Raw genomic sequence first — 22,145 nt, 5'->3', positions numbered from 1 at the left:
GGGGGTGTTTCATTTGGTATTCATCCAATCTCTTAATGCTTTCAACATCTCCAGATAAGAGGGAATATCATATTTATAATCAGTTCTTGTACTTTTAATCGTACGATCTAGTTGTATTTCATAATCTTGAATGATATTTACATCATCTTTTCCAAATACATCTTGAATTAACTTAAGTAAAGCGTATTTTGAAATTTTAGTATTAGCACCTAAATGATATAAGCCTGTGACATTATTTTTGATCATTTCTTCAATAGCTTTAGCTAATTCAAGTGTTGTCACACCATTCCATAGAACATTTTCATATCCTTTAATTTGACCGACTTGTTTCATAAACCATGAAAATAATCCTATACCGTTTTTTTTCAACTCTGGGCCAATAATTGAAGTACGGATAGTTAAATGTTTGTCGCTAATAATTTCCCCCCATTGTTTAGAGAGTGCATACACCGATGTTCCATCTGGAATATCTTTTTCGGTGTAATCACCTTTATTCCCCAGAAAAACACAATCTGTACTGATTTGGATAACTTTACCATTGTGGCGTTCAGTTAATTTTGCTAATTGATGCGGTAATAAGCTATTTACCTGTAGGGCCAATAAGGGGTTGTTACTAGCATTCTCATTTAAGATTCCTATACAATTAATAACTATATCTGGTTTCACCATTTCAATAATTTCTTCTACTCTTTTTACATCCGTAACATCCATATAAAGACTATTAGGATCACTTGAATCCCTTGATGTATAGTAAACATCATATTCTTGTTTTTGAATGAAATATGATGTCATTACATGTCCAGCCATCCCTTTTCCACCAAGGATTAATAATTTCATTTAAATAAAGCCCCCTTTCATTAACATTTCTTTAATTTCATTTTGACTCATTAAGCCAGTTCCGGAATGATAGCTTTCTAGGTTAATAGGTTTATAGTTAGAATAATGCTCCTTTAATCCCGGGATGTGAATAGACGGCAGAATCACAAAGTATTCATCATCATAAGCAATTGTTGTTTTACTTTCATATTTCGATAACAGTAATTCATTAATTTTTTCACCTGGTCTAATTCCGAGTTCTTCAATCTCAATGTTTTCTTTACCAGAAGCTTCTATTAATACTTGAGCCAGATCAACAATCTTACATGCCGGCATTTTCATCACAAATATTTCTCCACCTAAACTTTCAATAGTTGCCTTAAACACTAATTTAATAGCATCCTGAAGAGTTAAAAAGAAACGTGTCATATTTAAGTCCGTGATTCCAACCTTTTGTTTTTCTTGAATTTGCCTTTTAAACACATGAATGACACTTCCATTTGTACCTAGAACATTTCCCCCACGAATACATACGAATCTTGTATTTGTTTTAAGGGTATTTGCATGAATTATTAGTCTCTCTCCCATCGCCTTAGATAGCCCATAGAAATTTGATGGATTAGCGGCTTTGTCTGTAGAAATATAAACCACTCTATGAACATTGCAGGTGATAGCAGCATCGATCACATTCTGTGTCCCGATAACGTTCGTTTTTAAGGCTTCAATTGGTTGATCTTCACATACAGGGACATGCTTTAAAGCTGCGAGGTGAAAAATAAAATCAACATCACAACATGCTTCGATTAACGCATCCTTTTCTTTAATATCTCCAATAATGAAATGTAGCTTGGGATGATTATCAAATTCTTGTTTCATAGTAAATTGGTTAGATTCATTTCTTGTAAAAATTCGAATCTCTTTTGGATTTTCTTTTAATAGTTGTCTAACTAATTCATATCCCCAAGAACCTGTACCACCCGTTACTAAAACGGTTTGATTACTAAACAACTTTCATACCTCCCAATATTATTTTAATGACTTTATCTGATACATTTTTGTGATTATATCCTTCTGGAATAGACCATGTTTTTGGTTGATTTGTCATTACCTTTACTGAATTTACAATTTGATTTGCGTTAATACCAGATAACATATTACTCCCACACTCAATCGTTTCAGGTCTTTCAGTAGTTTTACGAATTGTTACAGTGGGAATATGAAACAAACAACATTCTTCTTGTACTGTTCCACTATCAGTTAAAACACAAAAAGAGTTTTTCTCTAGTTTCACAAAATCGAAGAACCCAAAAGGCTCATAAAATTCTACTAATGGATGAACACTTAATTTTGAACTACTTTCAATTCTTGATCTAGTACGGGGATGAATACTGCATATCACTCTTTTTTTGTATATCTCTGCAAGGGTATTAATTCCCTTCATAATTTCCAACAAACGATTATCATGATCAACATTTTCTGCTCGATGAGTTGTAACCAAAAAGTATTGACCTGTTGTTAATGAAAGTTTATCCAAAATATCACTTTGATCAATTTCATTTTTAAAATGGTCCAAAACCTCATAAATTGGATTTCCTGATATTATAATTCGATTCTTAGGAATTCCTTCACTTATTAAATTTTCTTTACTTTGAGGGGTATACGGCAAATTAAAACTTGAAATAGCATCAATTATACGTCTGTTTTTTTCTTCTGGCACTTCAAGATCAAAACATCTGTTCCCAGCTTCCATATGGAAAACAGGAATCCCCATTCTTTCCGCTAAGATTGCACTTAAGCCACTATTTGTATCACCTAATATGAGAACCTTATCTGGTTTTTCTTTTAGGAATATACCTTCTAGATTTTTATACATCGATGATAGTTGTTCTCCCAAAGATTGTTGTTGGTTAATTAATACATAATTTGGAGTTCTAATTTTTAGTTGTTTAAAGAATACATCACTTAATGAGGCTGTGAAATTTTGGCCTGTATGCACCAAAATATGGTCAGCATACTTGTCTAGTTTCTGTATAATAAGGCTTAACCGTATAATTTCAGGTCGTGTGCCTAAAATAGTCATCACCTTCATAGTCATTCCTCCTTTTTAATAATCAAAAATATGTCCCGCTGGAACTTTATCATTTTCTCTATAAAGTTTGACGCTGTTAATGCAATACATGAACCAGTATCTCTTTGATGCTGCTCCCTATAACTTGATTAACATTTATATCTGGTATCTGTCTTTGATTATAGGAACATACTCTTCCGTAGTTACTATATATGTTTTCACTAATTTATATCTTCTTTATCATACTCAGATCAGTATAGATATGTATGGTGCAATAACCATTTTCTATGAAAAATAGTTGCATGTCCTTAATATGGTGAATGCTGGGGTATTTCGGCACATCAAAATAGCCAAAGTATAGTAATAGATGGGGTATTTACAAGGTCCACTTGGAAGACCTTTGTATTTGAAAACGTGAGCTTTTGGGAGGTATGAAAAACGAGTTTGATTACAGCTTTTTAGATGCTTCTTTGAACCTAATTTTTGTTCTACTTGTTGCTATTGTCTATACACCACTTTTACTACTACATACCTTATATAGGAAAGGAGGGATTTAAGATGAAAAATGAGAAACAACTACTAAAAAGGGTTTTATCCCTTTCAGAAAAAACAACTGAAAAATTAGTACAGCAAACACTTGATAAATATAAAGTGGTTGATAAAAAAGTCAATAGTTTGACTCCTGAGGAAAAAAACAATTTGAGAGAATTGATTGCAAATCTTAAGAATGAAGCTGATTCTTTCTTTAATAACCTCAATAAAAAACGATAAAAATATGTGAATATACTAAGGTTATTATCTATACACTTTAAATACTAAAATCATAGAATATACTATCAAACAAGAAAGGAGAGAATAAAATATGGCAAGATATACCTTAGGAAATCAAAATTCACCAGTAAACGCAAGAACAACAACTAGAACATCCCCCCACACTTGGTCAGCTCTTAATCCTCTATCTGTTCATCCTCTAGATGACAGTGAAAATCAAGAAGTTCAACAATTTTCTAAAACAGAACAAGTGTCTAGTGAAGCTATTGTAATTAGGGATTCTGCAGATATTGAGGTGTCTACAACTGATACTCAAGCTGCGATTACTCTTCAGGCTGCAATTCAAGCTGCAATTGCATTAGTAATTAGACTATCAATCGCAGATAGCACAACAAGTGATAGAATTACTCAAGAGCTTACACAGTATTCAAAAGTCAGACAAATCAACCAACAAACGACGCTCATTGAGAATTCAAGAGGTGTTCGTGTCACAACAACCGATACCGATGTTGCGATTTCCATTCAAATTTCACTTCAAATCCTACTTGCTCTAGTAGCACAATTGGATATTTTGTAATTTAAAAAAGAGATTCCCGGGCTACAGCTTCGGGACTCTTTTTTTATCGGGCAATCTAAAATGATACGATGAATTTATAAAATAGTGGAAGAAAACTAGTGGACCCCTATATATCAATCTAACAAAAATCAGCTTAAGGGTGTTTCATCCGATTTCTTGGACGATAAAGATCAAAAACAAAAAATTAAAATTATTTATTTTTTCTTTAACTTTTTCCCGCAACCACATCCTCCACTTTTATAAGTTGGCACAGGTTTTTGGCCGGAGAACACTTGCACGTTTTTATCCTTTTTAACAGTTGGTTGATTCGTTACACTACCACTATATAATTGTATATTGGGTCGCTTCTTTTTCACAATATCCTTCCTTTCTAAGATGATAAAACCGTGATTTAATGCAAATAAGCAAAAACACCCCTATCTCATCATATGAAAGTGAGAGTAAGAGTGTTTCATTTTTTACTTACTTTTACGGTTATCATTTGAATACCTTTTCGGTTGTAAAAAAGTTTGATGCTGACTGGAATAAGCACTTCCTTTAAAAAAATAATGCTCATTTTCACTATTTTGTATTTTACTTGTAATCGCACGTTGTTGCTTCAAATTCCGAAGAAACCATGATTCGGTCACATCCGATTTCTTCTCTTGCCCATTTTCTTCTGCATCTTCGATTTCACCAAGCTGTTTATTTTCTAACTCGGTTTTTTTTACCAGTTCCTTATTTTCCGTTTGGATTTTCTCAAATTCAGTTACCAGCTGTGTATAAATTTTTTCTTTATTTTCGTATTTTTCGTTTAGTTCTTTTACCTTTTCTACTAATTCTTTACTTTCCCTAAGATAATTATTTTTTTCGGTTTCTAATGCCCTTAATTTTTGCTCATAATCCTTCACCAAATTTGCATGTACTTCTTCTAAATCATTATTTCTTTTATTGAGTTCTTCGTATTTTTCTTGAAGACGATTTATTTCAGATTGTTTCTCATCATCCAAACCCGCTGCTTTTTCCATATAAACGACCAGCTGTGAACGCAAATCAGCAATAATCTGCTTTAGCTGTGCCTCTGTATACTGTCTCTCTTTCGACTTATATGAGTTCAATTTCAACACCTCCTGTTTAACACATACTTCATTATATGAGTCAGTCAAAACAGGGTGACAATTAGTTTAACACCTACATAGCCGGGTTATTTTTCCCTAATAGCTTCATTTGTTTTTTTTCCAATATCGATAAAGCCTGTATCTCATCGAAAAGTAGTTGTTTACCATATTCATAAATTTCTATGTCCATCTGATTATTTTCTCTGATTGCTTCAATTGTTGTGAATGCGATTTGTTCGATTGAAGGCTTGTTCTTAGTGATATTTGCTTTTTTGTAGTGCGTATTTTTCCACCCAAATTTTTTTGCCATTAAAAATAAAGACTCATTAAACATTTCTGTGATACCTACAACTGCAAAATGATTTTTAAGTATTTCTTTTGCTATTTCTATTTCCTTATTCTGTATGGGGCCTTTTCTATGGTTCCCTAAAATGAGGTGGGTTTGAATATTTTGTTTTTGGGGAAGTTGTTGAAATTCCTCCAAAGTTAGATTTTTAACCATATGGTACTGTTCATGCCACGGAATGCTTCTGATAAAATAGTATTCTGAAATGACTCGATTGACAGGGTCACGTAAAAGAGTAATATAAGTACAGTTACTAGAAAAATAGGAATGAATACCAAATGGTAAATGACCTTGAATTAGAACTGGTTTTTTACTTGCAACAGCTTTTAGTATCGAATCAAGTTCCGATTGTGTTTCATATACATCGAAGGATTTATCCTTTGGATAGTTTTTTTTAAGGATTTTTTTTAACGTTGTCCCACCCGTTTTTGGCATATGAAGATGGATTAGGAGGTCATTCGATTTCATTCTCTTTCCTTCCCCATTTCAGAATGCCTTTCAACATACTTAGACAATTGCTTTTTTAATGTTTCTTCTAATTGATTTATTCCTTTTATAAGGTTTTCTTTAGCCGTATCATAAAGGATATAATCGAGCTTATTCCTTTCTTTGATCAATCTAATTACGCTTTCTGGAATCGCTTCATGCTTTGGTCGATTTTTGGAAACATTTCTCTTTTGATAATCAATATTTCCCCAACCTAATTCTTGTTTCATAAGAAAAACTGATTCATTGTACATTTCTGTTATCCCAACCATCTTAAAGGATTCCTCCATATTTTTTAAAGCCTTTTCGATATTAGGATTTTTTGTGCCTGATAAATATCTTGTTTGGTGGTTCGAAACTGGAATAATAATATCCTTATCTTCACTTGTAATAAACTCTTCTAAAGTCATATTTTTGACCTTTTGGTGTAACCGATTTTGTGGACGAGCTAATATAAAATAATATGTTGAAATTACGCGGTTTATCGGGTCTCGTAACATGGTGATATAAGTTGTGGAAATCGGTATCTGCTCATGAATACCAAACCTATTATGCCCATACAAACACCTTATTTTTGTAAAGTCCACCCTGTTAGTCGGGATTCGTTTACAGCCATCTCTTGAAAATTTTAAAATTGCATCTTTGGAATATTGTTGATCAATAATATTTCGAAGTGTAAGTCCACCTGTCTTTGGAATATGCATGAATATGATTAAGGAATGCTGCTTACCTACATTCATCATGTTACCTCCTTTGAAAACTACCTTACACAACTATGTTATTTAAGTACTCTATTATCCGTTCTAGAGAGAATGACTATTTTATAATAAGCACAGTAAGCATAACAGACCCTCATCATTGAAACCTACTTTCACTCACCTCTCGCACCCAGTCAATAAACAAAAAAAGTCTGTACCTATTCATAATATTGTTAAATACCCAAACAAAAATAAAGAACACCATATTCTCTTGTATTGTTACTGATAACACTACAACATAGAAATGGTATTCCTTTGTCAATTCTATTTTATTTAAAAGGTTTCTTTACCGAGATTCAATACGAGTTTTTTTCCTATTAAATAGGATTTTTAAAATTTTTTCAGACGTTTATCTATAAAACATCGAACTTTTTCTAAGTTTGCATTTTCTTTCAGCCCTAACCGCCTATTGATTTTAGAAACAAATTCTTCAGGCTGCGATAATAATTCTAAAAATGTCACATCAATTAGATCTGCTTTTTCTTTTTCAAGTTGTTTTCTAAATGTATTCTTATTTCGAAGGTAGGGCTTTAATATTTTTTCTGATTTTCTTTTGGATATTCTATCTCGATGGGAAAGCGAATACACCGACTCAAGAAATGGACGGTGGAGGAAAATATAAGTTACTTTAGCAAACTGTTCTAATTGCTCTTTCCATAAAGGAAAAGTAAGCATAAACCGAGGATCCTTGAGTCCCCAAATTGGTCTTTGATTTTTTTTTATAAATTCGTTTATTCTATTTCTTTTTCTTTGGTCTTCTGAAAAATTTAACTTGGATATATTGGGAGGTTTTTTCCATGACCCTCCATATTCCTTTAATAGTTCTTCATTTAATTTGATAAATTCTATATTCTCAAAATGACCCTTTGGGTTACTACTGTTCTCACCTAATAAATGGTCCCCCATATGAATGCCAAGATAATTTAAAACACCAGCAGTCGCACTAGAACCCGATCGGTGCAGGCAGAGGATGACAAACAGTCTATTTTTTATTAGAATTTTCACCTTCCTTCAATTTAATAATTATATAAACTATGCTATGCGCAAAGCATATTAAAGGTTTGTACACCTGCACATTGCTAATAACGTTTTTACAAATGAATGCCTACTTTAGGGTGTAAATTTCAAAAAAATCCGCGTTTATCACAGCACATTTACCCATTTAAAACATAGGATACATTAGTCCGATACCTAAAACAAAGGACAATATTTATATAGGAGGTTACATGATGGGTCATTCAAATCGGATAGAAACAGAGAGACTCTGTATTCGAGTTCCAAAAGTTTATGATTGGGTTAATCGTCAAGTAGACATACCATTACTTGCTTTTAATGGTACCAATGGTTTGCAAGATCTCGGATTTGACTGTGAGGGAGTAACTGGTGCGCCAGACGATCCATGTCAAGTTCTTGGTGATACAGCACTTACTGTTAATTGCTATGTTACGGATGCGCTAGGAAATCCTGTTGATCCTTTAAGAGAAGGCTCTTTATTCATTACTGAAATTATGCAGCCAGAGGGAAGACATGAAATCACAGCTACTCTCCCTACTGGAGATACAGTTACACTTCAAAAGGTAAAGGTACTTGTAAAGGGATTTGTTGTAGTTGAGGTTAGTGATTTACAAGGTAATATCACTTGTACATCAGATCCAATTCCATTCGCAACCGCACAAACATTCTTCTTATGTGCTCCAAGAGGAACAACAGTAAACGCACATCTTTCATTCTTTGAATGTGATGCCAACCTAATTTGTACGGATGGGGATTTTCAGCAACTTGATGTCTCCATTACCATTTGTTTAGATGTACAAATGGAAGCTACTGTTAAAATTGAAGTTGAAGGACGTTTCTGCCAACCTCGTGAGGAACTTGTCGCAGGTGTTTGTCCAGTTAATACTTTTCCACCTCAATGCCCAGAAATATTCCCTGGACGATAACAGAAGATTTTGTAGAAGAGGGCCCTATGCCCTCTTTTTTTTATGTTTTAGTCCTGCATTTTATAATTCATTTATCATAATACTTCTAATCATTTATGAAGACTTTTACACATACATATATTTATATATGATGCTCGAAAATCAAGAACTACTGACTTTTTAAACATATATTAACACTTGCACTATTTATTAGGAGGATGAGTAAGCGATGTCTAAAACAGAAAAGAAAATTAACAAGGACTCCATTATCCAACTCCAACAAAAAGTTATTCATTATAAATCTGAAAAAACTCGTTTAGAACGGCTTTTAGCTTTAACTAATCAGGAACTAGAAAATCAAAAGGAAAAGGTTCACTATTTAAAACAGCTTTTTCACTCCAAGCAATCCCACAATCCCCTTCTTGAAGAAGAATATAAAAAGGAAGTAACAAAGCTCAAGGAGCAAATCGAGGAATATAAAAAATCGATACAAACTTACAAAGACGAACTAGAAAACCATTCAAACAGATTAAAAATAAAGGAAAGCCAGCTTCAATCATATACAAAAAAAGAAGAAACCTATAATAATCAAATTATAAAATATGAACAGCTTATAGAATCCCTTAAAAGTCAGTTTAACCATTCCCAAGATCAAGACTTAGATAATCTAGAAAAAAGAAACGACATTATTGATGTTTCTTCCATATTTAATTATTCACTTATCCTAACGAAAGATGATGATGAACAACAAATTTTACTTATTGGAAACTTACTTATCAAAAATACTGGTAACACGACTCTGCATAGGCCGATCATCTGTATTAAATTTCATAGTTCCCCTTACGGAAAACTAGGTGGAAAAATCAAAATCCCGTCAAGAGATAATCAATTAGAAGGGTATCTCGTTGATGTTCCATCACAAACGATTTGGGAGTATGCTATCCCGAATTGGAAAGAAAAGATAAAAAATGATGGCGAATATTGGATTAGACCCGATTGCACCGAAATTGGCCCAGGAGAAGAAATTACTTTTCAAAATTTCGATATTACATTTTCTGTAAAAGAAGAAACCAATTCCGTAAATACGTCTGAAATAATTGAAGGATTCATTTACACAGAAGAGCTTCAAAAAGGGGTCCCAACTTTAAATAAAATGATTGTCACGTATTAGAGGTATCAATATGAGGATTTTGTATATAACTTCAGGACATAAAAGAATCTATTCGTATATTGACCGATGTATAGTTACTTATTTTCAGAATCTTTCTATTCCTGTCAAAACATTTCACCCATTTGATACTCTGGCGAAATTACAGGGGATTATTCAATCCTTTAGACCTACACTTGTTTTAACAGTAAATGGAGATAAATTATCGAAGGGTAAAATCATATACTTAAAGAACACAAATATAGAACGTGCGGTGTGGTTAACAGAGGATCCATATTATATTGATCGTAGCCAACATCTAATCAAAGACTATCACTATGTATTTACAATTGACAAAGCAGCGAAGATGTATTATAAAAAGTTAGGTTTTCAAAAAACCTATCATCTCCCCCTTGGAACGGACACCCAGACTTTTAAACCCATGCAGGTAAATGAAAAGCATAAAACTCAAATATGTATGGTAGGATTTCCTTACAAAAATAGAATTCAAATCATTAAACGAATTTTAACGGAAACTCCCTATAATGTTACTGTTGTTGGGAGATGGAAAGACGTATTTGATCCACATATTTTAAAAAACAGAAGATTAACCATTTATAATGGATGGTTCGAACCCAAAATAGTCTCCACTTTTTATAACGGAGCGTATATAAATATTAATACTCTGCGACCTTTTGATGAAGATAAAAATGAAAATCATACCGGAATAAAAAATAAGAGTGTTAATAACAGAATATTTGACATAAGTGCGTGCGATGCATTTCAACTTATGCAAAACGCAGATGATTTATATGAATATTTTTCAGAAGATGAAATTGTTTCCTTCTCAGATGAGGGTGATCTGATCAATAAAATATACACTTATATCAAAAATAAAGATGAAACAGCAACCTACTCCATGAAGGCTTATAAAAAGACCACTGAAAACCATACTTTTGAAAATCGTTTAAAAACAATTATTTCATGTATAGATTCAGGAAAAACAAAGCATTTGTAGCTTTGTTTTTTTTTGGTTTTGGAATACTTTTTCAGCCAATTATTATATTGGCAAACCGCCGTTATTGGAAAACTCTTCTCACGAAAGAGGCATACACTAGTGCGGATTTTGAGAACAAGCATATCCTTACTTTCATAGTATATTAAGTATATTGAGGATATCTTAGAACTTTATCTACTAGAGGAGTGAATGAAATGTATACGATCCTCCCACACGGTGGGAAATTAGTTAATCGGATTCAACTAGATTATGATTATTCAACTTTAAAGAAAGAAATAAAATTAGCAAAACCTGAGTTTTCCGATTTAGAATTATTAGCGAATGGTGCTTACAGTCCATTAACAGGTTTCTTAGGGAGCAAGGATTATTATTCTGTCCTTGAAAATATGAGACTAGTAGACGGAACTGTTTGGAGTCTACCAATTACCCTTGCAATTACTGAATCCAAGGCCCAATGCCTTTCCATTGGGGACGTTATTAGGCTTACGTATAATGGTGAAACTTTTGGTATCATAGAACTAACTGAGAAATTTAAACCTGATAAATCAAAAGAGGCAAAACTTGTTTTCGGATCCACGAGCGCAGACCATCCTGGGGTAAGAAGGTTGATGAAAAGACCAGATGTTTATGTTAGTGGGCCTATAACTCTCGTAAATCCACCACCAAAAAGCCAATTTAATGAATACCTACTAAGCCCTCAAGAATCTAGACATATTTTTCAACGATTAGGTTGGAAGAGGGTAGTTGGTTTTCAAACAAGAAACCCCATTCATCGTGCTCATGAATATATTCAAAAATGTGCACTAGAAACAGTGGATGGACTTTTCTTGCATCCACTTGTAGGTGAAACAAAAGCCGATGATATTCCCGCTGATATTCGAATGGAAAGTTACAAAGTACTTTTACAGAAGTATTATCCCTTAAACCGCGTAGTATTAGCTGTATTCCCAGCAGCAATGAGATATGCTGGGCCAAGGGAAGCCATCTTCCATGCAATTGTACGAAAAAATTATGGCTGTACTCACTTTGTTGTTGGCAGGGACCATGCAGGTGTTGGTAATTTCTATGGAACTTATGATTCGCAAAAAATATTCACCTTGTTCTCATCAGAAGAAATAGGAATTACCCCTATCTTTTTTGAACATAGCTTTTATTGTAAAAGATGCCAGAGTATGGCGTCTACTAAAACTTGCCCACATAACCAGCAAGATCATCTACTACTTTCAGGTACAAAAGTTAGAAACATGCTTCGTAATGGTGAAATCCCACCAGTTGAATTTAGTAGACCAGAAGTAATTGATATTTTAATAAAGGGTATGCAAAAAGGATAATCGGAGAAGGCAATATTGCTCTTCTCGATTATCCTTGTTTTATAATTGTTTAATTCTATATGCAAAGGAATAGTAAAGTAATGGCAAAGCTTGAAAAGATGTTATACATTTTCATCCATTTTTATTTCCAATGCTTAACTTTCCATTCGAATGAATTTCCTTTTTTAAATAACTTGTATTCTTGATGATTTAGTGCTGTGAATTGTTTTGCCGTGAAATTTAGCTTTGCAGCAACCTTTGGATGAAGGGAATGAAGTAGACCATCATGACTGACGAAAAGCTTCTGTCCATACTTAAAAGGAAAACCCTCTGGGAGTTGTTTATCCCCAGTAAATGTTGCAGTTAAGGGGGTACCCACTTGGAAACCATCTAAAAATTCCCTTGATACTTCAATGATATCCCCTACATGAAAGTTTAATTTTTTAAATACCTTTTGATTTACAATATGTCTTTTCTTGTTCGATTCAATATAATAAATTGGGGGCATGTTTTTTTCTTTAACCAATCTTCCATTGGGAAACTTCCCTGAGTCATGGAAAACCGCTTTATCAATCGGTTCACTTTCTGGAAATCTAAAAAGAACTGGGTCTGGCACCTGAACAATCTTGTTCTGTTTATAACGAAGGATAGAAAACATATTAGAATCGATTTCTCTTCTTTTCTGGTCATCTACTAAATAAACCTTTCCAGAGAGTCCTTTTATAAGAGTTCCATTGGGAATTGTTTTCGGCAAAAATGCATTTAACTGTTGAAAAGATGTTGGACTTTTCATACAAATATCCAACACCTCATCCAAGGGATAAAACGGTCCAATAGATGCCAATCTACCCCAAAAGGCTGCGTCTGCGTTATGCCAGTTAATTGGGTCATCATCCCAATAGCTTCCGTATCTTTTTTGAACCTTTTTTAAACTATTCCTTGTGTGCATGACAGAACAATGATCTACAAGGTTTTGAGGTTTTGATAAAACCCCCTTAGTATTTCGAATCATCTCTGATGTACATTTTCCATTTGAATCAATAAATCTAACTTTTTGCTTCGAATACACAATATCACGATTGGGATACTTATCAAGATAATTTGACATTTTTTCTAAGCGGGTTCTTTCATATAAATTATCATCTGTTAAATAGGTTAAATACTTGCCAGTCGATTTAGAAATTGCTTCATTTATTAGGGTTGCATACCTCGTAGTTTTGTAGCGGTCTTCATTTTTTATTTCACTGTTTATATAAGTGATTCTCTTGTCTTGTAGATATTTTTGAAGGATACTCCTTGTTTCAGCATTGGACGCATCATCCATAATAAATAATTCCCAATCAGGCAGTGTCTGATTAATGACGCTTTCAACTGCCATACCAACAGTAGTAGGCTTATTGTAGCTTGTTAAGATAACTGTTACTTTTGGATTCACATTTACACACCTGCTTATTTAAGATTATTATTCCGTATAATTAATCTATGGAACCCAACTCAATATTGTTACATCATTTAATCCAGTAAGACAAAAGACTAAAGGTACTACCCTTTAGTCTTTGTATTGTCTACTATTCTACTACCTTGTTCTTTTTTTGCCTTTTATTTTTTCTTTTATTGCGTTTTTGCTTTTTTGACTTCTTTGCTTCCTTTTCTTTCAAATCCATCCCTCCTTCTAAATATAACTAACATACTATATTCAGCTAAGGAAAAATGGTAATAGACAAATGTACAAGTTTGTGAAAATATATGTTTTACTTAGAAGGATTCCGTAAACGGGACCATTTTTAGGAATTCATAGTTCCCTTGTGAAAAGTATTACTCATGCTTTCCATTAAGCACACTTTCTATCTGTTTTTTGTGCTCCAATCGAAACCGATTGTAGGATCGTTATATGGGATTCTATATTCGTCAGGGTTGTTAGGTTGATAGGATTCTGTTGTAAAATATATAATGGTAGCTGGTTTATTTCCTAATACTCTGTAACCATGTGCAACCATTTTCGGTATTACTAACAGGATTGGATTTTCCTCTCCTAAATAGTAAACATCCGTCTTACCTTTTGTTGGGGAACCTTCCCTAAGATCATGTAAGACAACCTGAGCATTTCCATTTGGAAAAAACCATAAATCATCTTGTTTCATATGATAATGGAAGGCTTTTATTACACCTGGATAGCTCATCGACATTGATGCTTGACCAAACTTAGTTAACAACCCTTCGTCATCACGAAGTAATTCTGTAAAATAGCCTCTGTCATCTACATGTTTTATTAATTTCTTTATTCTTACGCCTTCAATCATTGTTACGCCTCCTTAAGAATTCGGACAACGCTACTTTCCAGTTTTTCGTCTTTTCAAGTCCTTCTCTATCGAGAGCCCCCTGCCCCAAGACAGAAAATGAGGGTCTAATTGCACTAGCACCGTATTCTTTTGAACTTATGGGAATAACTTTTTCTGGGTCATATCCCGCCACCTTAAAAATTTCTCTTGCAAATTCATACCAACTGCATTTCCCCTGATTTGCTATGTGATAAATACCATAAGACTTTCCAAGTAACTGTAAAACCTTTTCAGCTAAGTCATATGTGCAAGTTGGTGAACCCACCTGATCATTTACAACCTTTACCGTTTTTCCCTGTTCAGCAAGAGACAGCATTGTATTTACAAAATTGCTACCATTTTGTCCATATACCCAGGAAGTACGGATTATATAGCTTTTAGGATGGACTGCTTTTACGAATTCTTCTCCAAAAAATTTTGTTTTTCCGTAAATACTTAATGGATTTGGATTATCTTCCTCGGTATAAGGTGTCTGCTTTTTACCATCAAATACATAATCGGAACTAAAATAGACAAGATCTGCACTAATTTCACGCGCAACTTTTGCCACATTAAAAGTACCGACACTGTTCACTTCAATTGCTTTCACAATTTCGTCTTCGCATTGATCAACCTTTGTAAAAGCGGCACAATGAAGGATGATATCTGGCTTAGTTTTTTTTACTATTTGATAAACCATATGTTTGCTTGTTATATCTAATTCTTGTCGTGAATATGGGTAAAGGGCATGTTTCTTTCCCACTAATCTTATAAATTCTTGCCCTAGCTGTCCATTTGCACCAGTTATCATAATTTTCATTGTACACCACTCGATTGTTCAAAATAAGAAAGCCATTTCTGGTTTTTTAGATACCAATTGATTGTCCGTTCAAGTCCATCTTCAAACTCTACAATTGGTTTCCAATTTAATTCACGACTTGCTTTTTGCCAATTCATACTGTATCTTCTATCATGACCCTTCCGATCTTCCACAAAAGTCAATAAGCTTTTGTCTTTCCCTATCATTTCAAGTATTTTTTCTGCTACTTCTATATTTTTCGCTTCATTTAATCCACCAAAATTGTAGATTTCCCCGTCATTTCCATTTTCAATGGAAGCATGAATTCCGCGGCAATGATCTTCTACAAACAACCAGTCGCGTATTTGCTTTCCGTCACCATAAATGGGGATAGGACGATTCGCTAATGCTAAAGCAATTGTTTTCGGAATGAATTTTTCAGGATGCTGATAAGGCCCAAAGTTATTAGAACATCTAGTGATTATAACCGGAAGCTTATATGTTTTGTAGTAAGAGTATACAAGTAAATCACTACTGGCTTTACTTGCCGAATAAGGATTATTTGGAGATAGTGGTGATTTTTCCGTAAATGGAGGTTCGGTGGGCTTAAGAGAACCATATACTTCATCAGTTGAGATATGAATCATCTTTCCTGCCCTTCCCTCCATTATTGCCTCAAGCAAGTGATACGTTCCAATTATATTCGTATGAACAAATGGATTTGCATTTTTAATACTTCTATCTACATGTGTTTCAGCGGCAAAATGAATTATAATATCATACTTAGTATTAAATACATCTTTAACTTGTTTACGGTCTGTGATGTCTGTTCGTATAAATCGAAAATTTTTGGCATTGTTCCATTGCTCCATTGTTAGCGGGTTACTCGCATAGGTAAGTGCATCAATATTGGTGATTAAATATGAGGTATTCTCTAGCAGGTACCTAATAAAATTGGCTCCAATAAATCCTGCACCACCAGTTACAAGTAGATGCTTAGTCATATAGTTGAACCTCCAGGCAAAAATTTTTCAAGGTTGTTAAAAACATATGAGTTTGCTTGAAATAAAGAATCATGTGTCCCCGCATCTATCCACCAACCTTCTAACATGTTAAAACTTAGCTTACTCTTTTCAATATATTCATTGTTGACATCGGTAATTTCTAATTCTCCTCTAATTGAAGGATTGATTTCATTAATAATTGAAAATACCTTTGAATCATAAAAATAGATTCCGGTTACACAATAATTTGATTCAGGGTTTTCAGGTTTTTCAGTAATTGATTCAATCCTCTGTTTTTCGAAATTTATGGATGGAATTCCGTATCTGTGCGGATCATTCACTTGCTTTAAAAGCACTTTTCCACCAGAGTCTTGAAGTTCAAATTCCTTAACAAAAGGTTTAATATTATCTTCAAAAATATTGTCTCCTAGCATAACAATAAACTTATCGTTCTTAACGAAATCCTTAGCAAGTGAAACCCCATCAGCAATTCCTTTTGCCGACTCCTGAATTTGATAAGTAAGATTGACTCCAAGCTCTTCTCCACCGCCAAGCAATGCAATAAAGAAAGAGAGTTCATCTTTATTTGTAATTAAAAGAATATCTGTGATTCCTGCCTGGGATAATCTATAGATTGGCCAATATATCATAGGAAATGGTCCTACGGGTAGTAAATGCTTGTTGATATAACGTGTAAATGGATCAAGCCTTGTACCTCTCCCTCCTGCCAAAATAATTCCCTTCAATTCCTTTCACACCCTTCATTTACTTTTCCAGTATCGTTTCAATTATTCCTTGTGCAGAAGCGATTGCTAAAACTACAATAATAGGAAAAAATATAGCTTGAAATAGATAAAACCCAACAAACAAAAAAATCGAACACCATATTCCAGTACACCAATAACAACTTAATAGCTCACCTATCCACTTTCGAAAACCCCTACCTTTGATTTTCAAGTACTGGGTTGGAACACCGTCCACTTCTTCCTCAACAATTTCATGGAACATTTTTCTAAAGAACCAAGTTATTTTGTCATACACAATTAGTCTAGTTAATCTGTATGTTGCCAAAGAAAGTAATACAAACAAAAGCCATGAAAGTTCCAACTGAAAACACCTCTTTACAAAATCTAGTTTCAAGTAATCTATTACTTTTCTTTCCTATTATTGTGAATATAATTAAGTAATTTAAAATATTCATCCACTTTTCCTATATCATATCTTGTGCCATTAATAATTTTCCCTTTCACGTTTTCTTCTTCTAACAATGACTTGATCGCATCTGTTAATTGATATTCACCACCTACTCCTATATTTAATTCTTCTAGATGATTAAAAATGGCTGGACGAAATACATATCTTCCGATAATAGCTAAATTAGAAGGCGGATCTTGCTTGGGTTTTTCGACTAAATCCAAAATTTCAATGTGATTATCAACTGTTATATTAGCCTTTACAACACCATAATTGGAAAGTTTATCTACTGGAACCTGATTTAAACCAATTACACTTTTCTGTGTTTTATCAAACACATCGATGAGCTGGTTTAGTGCAGGTGATTTTTGCGATATTATGATATCGTCTGGTAACAGTACTGCGAAAGGATCCTCCCCAACAAAAGATTTTCCCAATCGAATTGCATCCCCCAAACCTCTTGCATAATGTTGTCGTGTATAAAAAATTTGGATGTCAGGTATTTTTATTTCCTTCATCAAGTGTATTTTTTGTTCCTTTTCTAAGAATGCCTCCAATTCTAATGAGTGGTCAAAATAGTCAACGATTAAGCTTTTGGACCTAGAAACGATCAATAAAATTTGTTCAATTCCGGATAAAGCGGCTTCCTCCACAACGTAGTGAATAGCTGGCTTTGAATCTATCGGAAACATTTCCTTTGGTATCACCTTTGTAATTGGTAGACTTCTTGTACCGTATCCTGCTGCTGGAATAATGGCTTTTTTAACCATTACCCTCCCCCCCAATCTTTGTTCAGAAAAGAGAACATACATTTCTATTTGAACACAAAATTTTCTTTATAATAAATCATCTGGTATTATACCTATTCAAATTATTCGTTTTTGCCAAAATTGTTTATAAAAAGGGCTTATTTAAATAAAGAAGAGTGGTTTTAAATGTTTAACAATTGCTAAAGCCCTTATCTAAAAAAATATAACCATTGTGTTAAAAGTATGCTGAAAATCTATCGTCTTAAAAAAATGGGCTATGGGACAAAATACATTATCTAGGCATTTCATAATACAATATTCAAGCATGATGTATGAAAGGAGAACGGCTATGAAGATTTGTACGATTGGTGCTGGATATGTAGGTCTAACAACTTCTGCAGTATTAGCCGATTTAGGTCATAACGTAATTTGTGTCGATAATAACAAAAAGAAAATAGATCATCTTAAAGAAGGTAAGAGTCCCATTTATGAGCCAGGATTAATCGAATTAATAAGGAAGAACTCAAAACAGCTTTCATTTAGTACAAATATAAGAGATGCAATCCATAGTTCATCAGTCATTTTTATTGCTGTTGGCACTCCCTCTTTCTCAAATGGAGCAACAGATTTATCACATATTTACTCTGTGATAAGGGAAATTTCTTTATCTATTGACTCTTATAAAACGATCGTTATAAAAAGTACTGTACCACCCGGAACAAGTCAAAATATAATTGACATTCTTAGCAAGAATGTGGAACCAACTTTATTTAATGTTGTGATGAATCCTGAATTTCTTCGGGAAGGTTCTGCCATATGGGATATGCTCCACCCAAATAAAACGGTTCTTGGAATTGCCGTTCATGATATTTATTCTGAGAAAATAATGAAGGAAATCTACAAAGGATTAGACGCCCCTTTTATAGTTACATCCCTTGCAGGGGCTGAAATGATTAAATATGCTTCAAATTCATTTTTAGCTATGAAAATATCTTTTATAAATGAGATTGCAAGAATTTGTGAGTCATTTCAAATTGATGTAACTGATGTTGCTAACGGAATTGGTAAAGATCCTAGAATTGGGAATTTATTCCTTAAGGCAGGACTTGGCTATGGTGGGTCTTGTTTTCCAAAGGACGTCCGTTCTCTAACCTATACTGCAAAAACGAAAAATATAGATACACCACTCTTAGATGCCATACAAAAAATTAATCACACACAAGTTTTATTTTATCTTTCAAAACTAAAAACCATCCTACCTACTCTCTCCTCAAAAAAAGTAGCAGTTCTGGGATTGTCCTTTAAACCCCATACGGATGACACGCGGGATTCTCAATCGATACGGATAGTCGATGAACTTCTATCTCATAACTGTTTAATCAATGTCTATGACCCTAAAGCAAAAGTTCATATTGATGGTCATAAAAATTTGACACAAAGTGAAGATATTGAGTCCACTCTCTTGGATTCTGATTGTGTCATATTAGCTACGGAATGGGATGAATTTATAAAATTTGATTGGAAGAAAGGAAAAGAGCTGATGCGAGGTAATATAGTCGTCGATGGAAGGAACTGTTTAGATAAAGAAGCTCTAGAAACATTGGGCTTTCAATATGTTGGGATTGGTAGAGGATGAAAATACTTGTAACTGGAGCTGCTGGTTTTATAGGATCGCATCTTACTGAAAAAATTTTGGAAAATCCCGAAAACGAGGTAATAGGAATTGATTGTCTTATTGGTCCTACCTCTACAAATCTTAAAACTCTTAACCTGCAAACATTAAAACACAAATCACGATTCACATTTCACCAAAAAAATTTATTAGATCTAAACCTTACCGATTTACTCCAAGGGGTGGATGTTGTTTTTCATTTAGCTGCAATACCGGGTGTAAGAAGTAGTTGGGGTAGTGAGTTCGAGCCCTATGTTTTCAACAATATTTTAGCAACACAACGGTTGTTAGAAGCATGTATTGGCTCATCTGTTAAAAAATTCGTTTTTGCTTCAACTTCCTCTGTGTATGGAGATAAATCTGGTCAGGTTGCAGAAGATATGGAACTCACTCCTTTATCACCCTATGGTGCAACAAAACTAACTGGAGAAACCATGTGCAATTTATACAGGAAAAATTTCGGCCTTCCAATCGTTGTTTTAAGATATTTTACAGTTTACGGGCCAAGACAGCGCCCAGACATGGCCTTTCATCGATTTATTAAACAAATCATTCTGGGAGAAACGTTAACCATATTTGGTGATGGGAAACAAACTAGAGATTTTACGTATATTGATGATTGTATTCTAGGTACTACAGCAGTCTTAGAAGCAGAAAATGTCCTCGGAGAAACAATTAATATCGGTGGAAACGAACAAGCTTCCATTCTAGAAATCATTGCTATGCTTGAAAACATATCAAATAAGAAGGCTAAAATCAGCTTTCAACAAAAAGTTAAAGGAGAACCAAGGCAGACGTGGGCTAATATAGAGAAAGCGAAAAATCTCTTATCTTACTCACCTAGGATTTCCTTATACGAAGGATTACAGAAGGAATTTCTCTTTTTATCAAGTGTATATAAGGAGGGAGACTTGTGAAATTAGCTTTTATATGCACTGAGAAACTTCCAGCGCCTGCAATTAAAGGGGGAGCCATTCAAATGATGATTGACGGCGTATCACCCTTTCTTTCTGAAAAGCATGATTTAACGATTTTTTCAATTTCAGATAAAATGCTCCACTCTCGTGAAACGATCAATCGCACACATTATATTCGCTTTCCTAGAGAAAATTATCGCAATAGTGTTGCAGAGGAATTAAAAAATCATTCATTTGATGTAATCCATGTCTTTAATCGTCCGAAAAATATCGAATTGTACAAACAAGCATCACCTAGTAGTCGTATCGTACTAAGTCTTCACAATGACATGTTCTTAGAACGAAAAATATCGGATGAACTTGGAAAAAAGGCCATTAATTTGACAACTAAAATCACAACAGTCAGTGAATATATCAAAAATAGATTGATAGCTCGCTTTCCTGAAGCCGAAAAAAAGATAACAGTAATGTACTCAGGTGTTGATTTAAAAATGTATCCACCTATTTGGACAAAACAAGGAAGTATGATTCGACAGAAGTACAGAGAAAAGTATGGGATAGGAGACAAAAAAGTAATCTTATTTGTTGGTAGGCTAAGTAAAACAAAAGGCCCTCACATTCTCATTCATACACTAAAAAAACTTGTAAAAGAAAATAACGATATTGTTTTAGTTATTACTGGCGGAAAGTGGTTTAGTGATAATAGACTCAACGATTATGTACGATACCTTTACAAATTAGCCGAACCACTAAAAGAACATATTATTTTCACAAAATTTATCCCCCCCGATGAGATTCCAAATATTTTTCTTATGGCAGATGTTTTTGTCTGTAGTTCCCAATGGAATGAGCCCCTTGCCCGAGTCAACTATGAAGCAATGGCAGCTGGAATTCCTCTTATTACAACAAACCGAGGAGGGAATGGGGAGGTTGTTATGGACCAACAAACTGGTATAATAATTAATGACTACAATAATCCTTCTGCATATGTGAAAGCTATACAATATTTAATTGATAACCCTAGTTATGCAAATTGGATGGCAAAAAATGGGAGGAGTTTCATTGAAACGAATTTCGATTTCAAGCATGTTGCTGAAAGATTAGAAAAAGTCTATATTGATGCATACGAGGAAAGTGTGATAAAAAACCTTTGATCTCAATCCTTTACAGAAAATGAAA

At 33.8% G+C, this 22,145-nt stretch carries 24 protein-coding genes; 9 read left to right on the top strand and 15 right to left on the bottom strand.

Features of this window, described 5'->3' with window-relative positions; translation table 11 throughout:
• Positions 1–9 precede the first annotated feature (9 nt).
• From ACR65M_RS09660 to wecB, 3 genes are read right to left on the bottom strand one after another with little or no spacing between them, the layout of a single operon-like run.
• Entirely contained in the window at positions 10–837 is an 828-nt protein-coding gene (locus ACR65M_RS09660; protein WP_440273204.1) for a dTDP-4-dehydrorhamnose reductase family protein, read from the bottom strand.
• Positions 838–1,824, bottom strand: a complete 987-nt coding sequence (locus ACR65M_RS09655; protein WP_440273203.1) for a polysaccharide biosynthesis protein — start codon at positions 1,822–1,824, stop codon at positions 838–840.
• Positions 1,817–2,905 (bottom strand): non-hydrolyzing UDP-N-acetylglucosamine 2-epimerase, encoded by a 1,089-nt coding sequence (gene wecB / locus ACR65M_RS09650; RefSeq protein ID WP_440273202.1) that lies wholly within the window; start codon positions 2,903–2,905, stop codon positions 1,817–1,819. Before wecB ends, ACR65M_RS09655 begins: the two co-directional genes overlap by 8 nt.
• A gap of 537 nt (positions 2,906–3,442) precedes the next feature.
• Between wecB and ACR65M_RS09645 the strand changes: the two genes are divergently transcribed.
• Together ACR65M_RS09645 and ACR65M_RS09640 are read left to right on the top strand one after the other, a co-directional pair.
• Positions 3,443–3,655, top strand: a complete 213-nt coding sequence (locus ACR65M_RS09645; protein ID WP_440273201.1) for a hypothetical protein — start codon at positions 3,443–3,445, stop codon at positions 3,653–3,655.
• Between the two features lie 91 nt (positions 3,656–3,746).
• Positions 3,747–4,232, top strand: coding sequence for a spore coat protein (locus tag ACR65M_RS09640; protein ID WP_440273200.1), 486 nt, complete (start codon positions 3,747–3,749; stop codon positions 4,230–4,232).
• Positions 4,233–4,426: 194 nt separating this feature from the next.
• On the opposite strand, the gene ACR65M_RS09635 is transcribed toward ACR65M_RS09640, so the two are convergent.
• The 5 genes from ACR65M_RS09635 to ACR65M_RS09615 all read right to left on the bottom strand — a co-directional run bounded on the left by ACR65M_RS09635 (position 4,427) and on the right by ACR65M_RS09615 (position 7,924).
• Positions 4,427–4,588, bottom strand: coding sequence for a hypothetical protein (locus tag ACR65M_RS09635; RefSeq protein ID WP_440273199.1), 162 nt, complete (start codon positions 4,586–4,588; stop codon positions 4,427–4,429).
• Positions 4,589–4,690: 102 nt separating this feature from the next.
• Positions 4,691–5,329 (bottom strand): hypothetical protein, encoded by a 639-nt coding sequence (locus ACR65M_RS09630; protein ID WP_440273198.1) that lies wholly within the window; start codon positions 5,327–5,329, stop codon positions 4,691–4,693.
• A 73-nt stretch (positions 5,330–5,402) separates the two neighbouring features.
• Entirely contained in the window at positions 5,403–6,143 is a 741-nt protein-coding gene (locus ACR65M_RS09625) for a sulfotransferase family 2 domain-containing protein (protein ID WP_440273197.1), read from the bottom strand.
• Positions 6,140–6,901, bottom strand: a complete 762-nt coding sequence (locus ACR65M_RS09620; protein ID WP_440273196.1) for a sulfotransferase family 2 domain-containing protein — start codon at positions 6,899–6,901, stop codon at positions 6,140–6,142. Before ACR65M_RS09620 ends, ACR65M_RS09625 begins: the two co-directional genes overlap by 4 nt.
• A 348-nt stretch (positions 6,902–7,249) precedes the next feature.
• Positions 7,250–7,924: a sulfotransferase family protein gene (locus tag ACR65M_RS09615; RefSeq protein WP_440273195.1), complete on the bottom strand. Its 675-nt coding sequence runs from the start codon at positions 7,922–7,924 to the stop codon at positions 7,250–7,252.
• 224 nt (positions 7,925–8,148) lie between these two features.
• Here ACR65M_RS09615 and ACR65M_RS09610 point away from each other — a divergent pair, with 224 nt between their 5' ends.
• The 4 genes from ACR65M_RS09610 (at position 8,149) to sat (ending at position 12,334) form a co-directional block, all read left to right on the top strand.
• Entirely contained in the window at positions 8,149–8,859 is a 711-nt protein-coding gene (locus ACR65M_RS09610; RefSeq protein WP_440273194.1) for a BMQ_0737 family morphogenetic spore coat protein, read from the top strand.
• A 208-nt stretch (positions 8,860–9,067) separates the two neighbouring features.
• Positions 9,068–10,009, top strand: a complete 942-nt coding sequence (locus ACR65M_RS09605; protein WP_440273193.1) for a hypothetical protein — start codon at positions 9,068–9,070, stop codon at positions 10,007–10,009.
• Positions 10,010–10,019: 10 nt separating this feature from the next.
• The gene (locus tag ACR65M_RS09600; RefSeq protein ID WP_440273192.1) at positions 10,020–11,003 is read left to right on the top strand and encodes a CgeB family protein; all 984 of its coding nucleotides are present in this window, start codon (positions 10,020–10,022) and stop codon (positions 11,001–11,003) included.
• 194 nt (positions 11,004–11,197) lie between these two features.
• Positions 11,198–12,334, top strand: a complete 1,137-nt coding sequence (gene sat, locus ACR65M_RS09595) for a sulfate adenylyltransferase (RefSeq protein ID WP_440273191.1) — start codon at positions 11,198–11,200, stop codon at positions 12,332–12,334.
• A 121-nt stretch (positions 12,335–12,455) separates the two neighbouring features.
• Here the strand turns inward: sat and ACR65M_RS09590 are convergent, their stop codons facing one another.
• From ACR65M_RS09590 to ACR65M_RS09560, 7 genes are all read right to left on the bottom strand, one after another.
• The gene (locus ACR65M_RS09590) at positions 12,456–13,748 is read right to left on the bottom strand and encodes a glycosyltransferase family 2 protein (RefSeq protein WP_440273190.1); all 1,293 of its coding nucleotides are present in this window, start codon (positions 13,746–13,748) and stop codon (positions 12,456–12,458) included.
• 409 nt (positions 13,749–14,157) lie between these two features.
• Positions 14,158–14,613, bottom strand: coding sequence for a dTDP-4-dehydrorhamnose 3,5-epimerase family protein (locus tag ACR65M_RS09585; RefSeq protein WP_440273189.1), 456 nt, complete (start codon positions 14,611–14,613; stop codon positions 14,158–14,160).
• Complete coding sequence (gene rfbD, locus ACR65M_RS09580; RefSeq protein WP_440273188.1) at positions 14,606–15,451, bottom strand: dTDP-4-dehydrorhamnose reductase; 846 nt, start codon at positions 15,449–15,451, stop codon at positions 14,606–14,608. The genes ACR65M_RS09585 and rfbD overlap by 8 nt, the downstream gene beginning before the upstream one ends.
• On the bottom strand, positions 15,448–16,434 hold the full coding sequence (gene rfbB, locus ACR65M_RS09575; protein WP_440273187.1) for a dTDP-glucose 4,6-dehydratase: 987 nt from the start codon (positions 16,432–16,434) through the stop codon (positions 15,448–15,450). Before rfbB ends, rfbD begins: the two co-directional genes overlap by 4 nt.
• On the bottom strand, positions 16,431–17,180 hold the full coding sequence (locus ACR65M_RS09570) for a sugar phosphate nucleotidyltransferase (protein ID WP_440273186.1): 750 nt from the start codon (positions 17,178–17,180) through the stop codon (positions 16,431–16,433). The genes rfbB and ACR65M_RS09570 overlap by 4 nt, the downstream gene beginning before the upstream one ends.
• A 19-nt stretch (positions 17,181–17,199) precedes the next feature.
• Positions 17,200–17,541: a DUF1360 domain-containing protein gene (locus tag ACR65M_RS09565; RefSeq protein WP_440273185.1), complete on the bottom strand. Its 342-nt coding sequence runs from the start codon at positions 17,539–17,541 to the stop codon at positions 17,200–17,202.
• Between the two features lie 41 nt (positions 17,542–17,582).
• Complete coding sequence (locus ACR65M_RS09560) at positions 17,583–18,398, bottom strand: UTP--glucose-1-phosphate uridylyltransferase (RefSeq protein ID WP_440273184.1); 816 nt, start codon at positions 18,396–18,398, stop codon at positions 17,583–17,585.
• 328 nt (positions 18,399–18,726) lie between these two features.
• Here ACR65M_RS09560 and ACR65M_RS09555 point away from each other — a divergent pair, with 328 nt between their 5' ends.
• The 3 genes from ACR65M_RS09555 to ACR65M_RS09545 are packed head-to-tail and all read left to right on the top strand — an operon-like array spanning position 18,727 to position 22,120.
• A complete protein-coding gene (locus ACR65M_RS09555) occupies positions 18,727–20,013 on the top strand; it encodes a UDP-glucose dehydrogenase family protein (RefSeq protein WP_440273183.1) in 1,287 nt (428 codons plus the stop codon).
• Positions 20,010–20,966 carry an NAD-dependent epimerase/dehydratase family protein gene (locus ACR65M_RS09550; protein WP_440273182.1) on the top strand — a complete coding sequence of 319 codons (957 nt, stop codon included), beginning with the start codon at positions 20,010–20,012 and terminating at the stop codon, positions 20,964–20,966. The genes ACR65M_RS09555 and ACR65M_RS09550 overlap by 4 nt, the downstream gene beginning before the upstream one ends.
• On the top strand, positions 20,963–22,120 hold the full coding sequence (locus tag ACR65M_RS09545; protein WP_440273181.1) for a glycosyltransferase family 4 protein: 1,158 nt from the start codon (positions 20,963–20,965) through the stop codon (positions 22,118–22,120). Before ACR65M_RS09550 ends, ACR65M_RS09545 begins: the two co-directional genes overlap by 4 nt.
• Positions 22,121–22,145 lie beyond the last annotated feature (25 nt).

Source organism: Ferdinandcohnia sp. SAFN-114 (assembly GCF_059415045.1).
This window is presented reverse-complemented; position numbering and strand designations above follow the sequence as displayed.

What these genes read in the sequence shown, in the direction of transcription:
- ACR65M_RS09660 (WP_440273204.1), bottom strand. Translation starts at nt 837, where the DNA reads ATGAAATTATTAATCCTTGGTGGAAAAGGGATGGCTGGACATGTAATG.
- wecB (WP_440273202.1), bottom strand. Translation starts at nt 2,905, where the DNA reads ATGAAGGTGATGACTATTTTAGGCACACGACCTGAAATTATACGGTTA.
- ACR65M_RS09645 (WP_440273201.1), top strand. Translation starts at nt 3,443, where the DNA reads ATGAAAAATGAGAAACAACTACTAAAAAGGGTTTTATCCCTTTCAGAA.
- ACR65M_RS09640 (WP_440273200.1), top strand. Translation starts at nt 3,747, where the DNA reads ATGGCAAGATATACCTTAGGAAATCAAAATTCACCAGTAAACGCAAGA.
- ACR65M_RS09625 (WP_440273197.1), bottom strand. Translation starts at nt 6,143, where the DNA reads ATGAAATCGAATGACCTCCTAATCCATCTTCATATGCCAAAAACGGGT.
- ACR65M_RS09620 (WP_440273196.1), bottom strand. Translation starts at nt 6,901, where the DNA reads ATGAATGTAGGTAAGCAGCATTCCTTAATCATATTCATGCATATTCCA.
- ACR65M_RS09610 (WP_440273194.1), top strand. Translation starts at nt 8,149, where the DNA reads ATGGGTCATTCAAATCGGATAGAAACAGAGAGACTCTGTATTCGAGTT.
- ACR65M_RS09605 (WP_440273193.1), top strand. Translation starts at nt 9,068, where the DNA reads ATGTCTAAAACAGAAAAGAAAATTAACAAGGACTCCATTATCCAACTC.
- ACR65M_RS09600 (WP_440273192.1), top strand. Translation starts at nt 10,020, where the DNA reads ATGAGGATTTTGTATATAACTTCAGGACATAAAAGAATCTATTCGTAT.
- sat (WP_440273191.1), top strand. Translation starts at nt 11,198, where the DNA reads ATGTATACGATCCTCCCACACGGTGGGAAATTAGTTAATCGGATTCAA.
- ACR65M_RS09585 (WP_440273189.1), bottom strand. Translation starts at nt 14,613, where the DNA reads ATGATTGAAGGCGTAAGAATAAAGAAATTAATAAAACATGTAGATGAC.
- rfbD (WP_440273188.1), bottom strand. Translation starts at nt 15,451, where the DNA reads ATGAAAATTATGATAACTGGTGCAAATGGACAGCTAGGGCAAGAATTT.
- rfbB (WP_440273187.1), bottom strand. Translation starts at nt 16,434, where the DNA reads ATGACTAAGCATCTACTTGTAACTGGTGGTGCAGGATTTATTGGAGCC.
- ACR65M_RS09560 (WP_440273184.1), bottom strand. Translation starts at nt 18,398, where the DNA reads ATGGTTAAAAAAGCCATTATTCCAGCAGCAGGATACGGTACAAGAAGT.
- ACR65M_RS09555 (WP_440273183.1), top strand. Translation starts at nt 18,727, where the DNA reads ATGAAGATTTGTACGATTGGTGCTGGATATGTAGGTCTAACAACTTCT.
- ACR65M_RS09550 (WP_440273182.1), top strand. Translation starts at nt 20,010, where the DNA reads ATGAAAATACTTGTAACTGGAGCTGCTGGTTTTATAGGATCGCATCTT.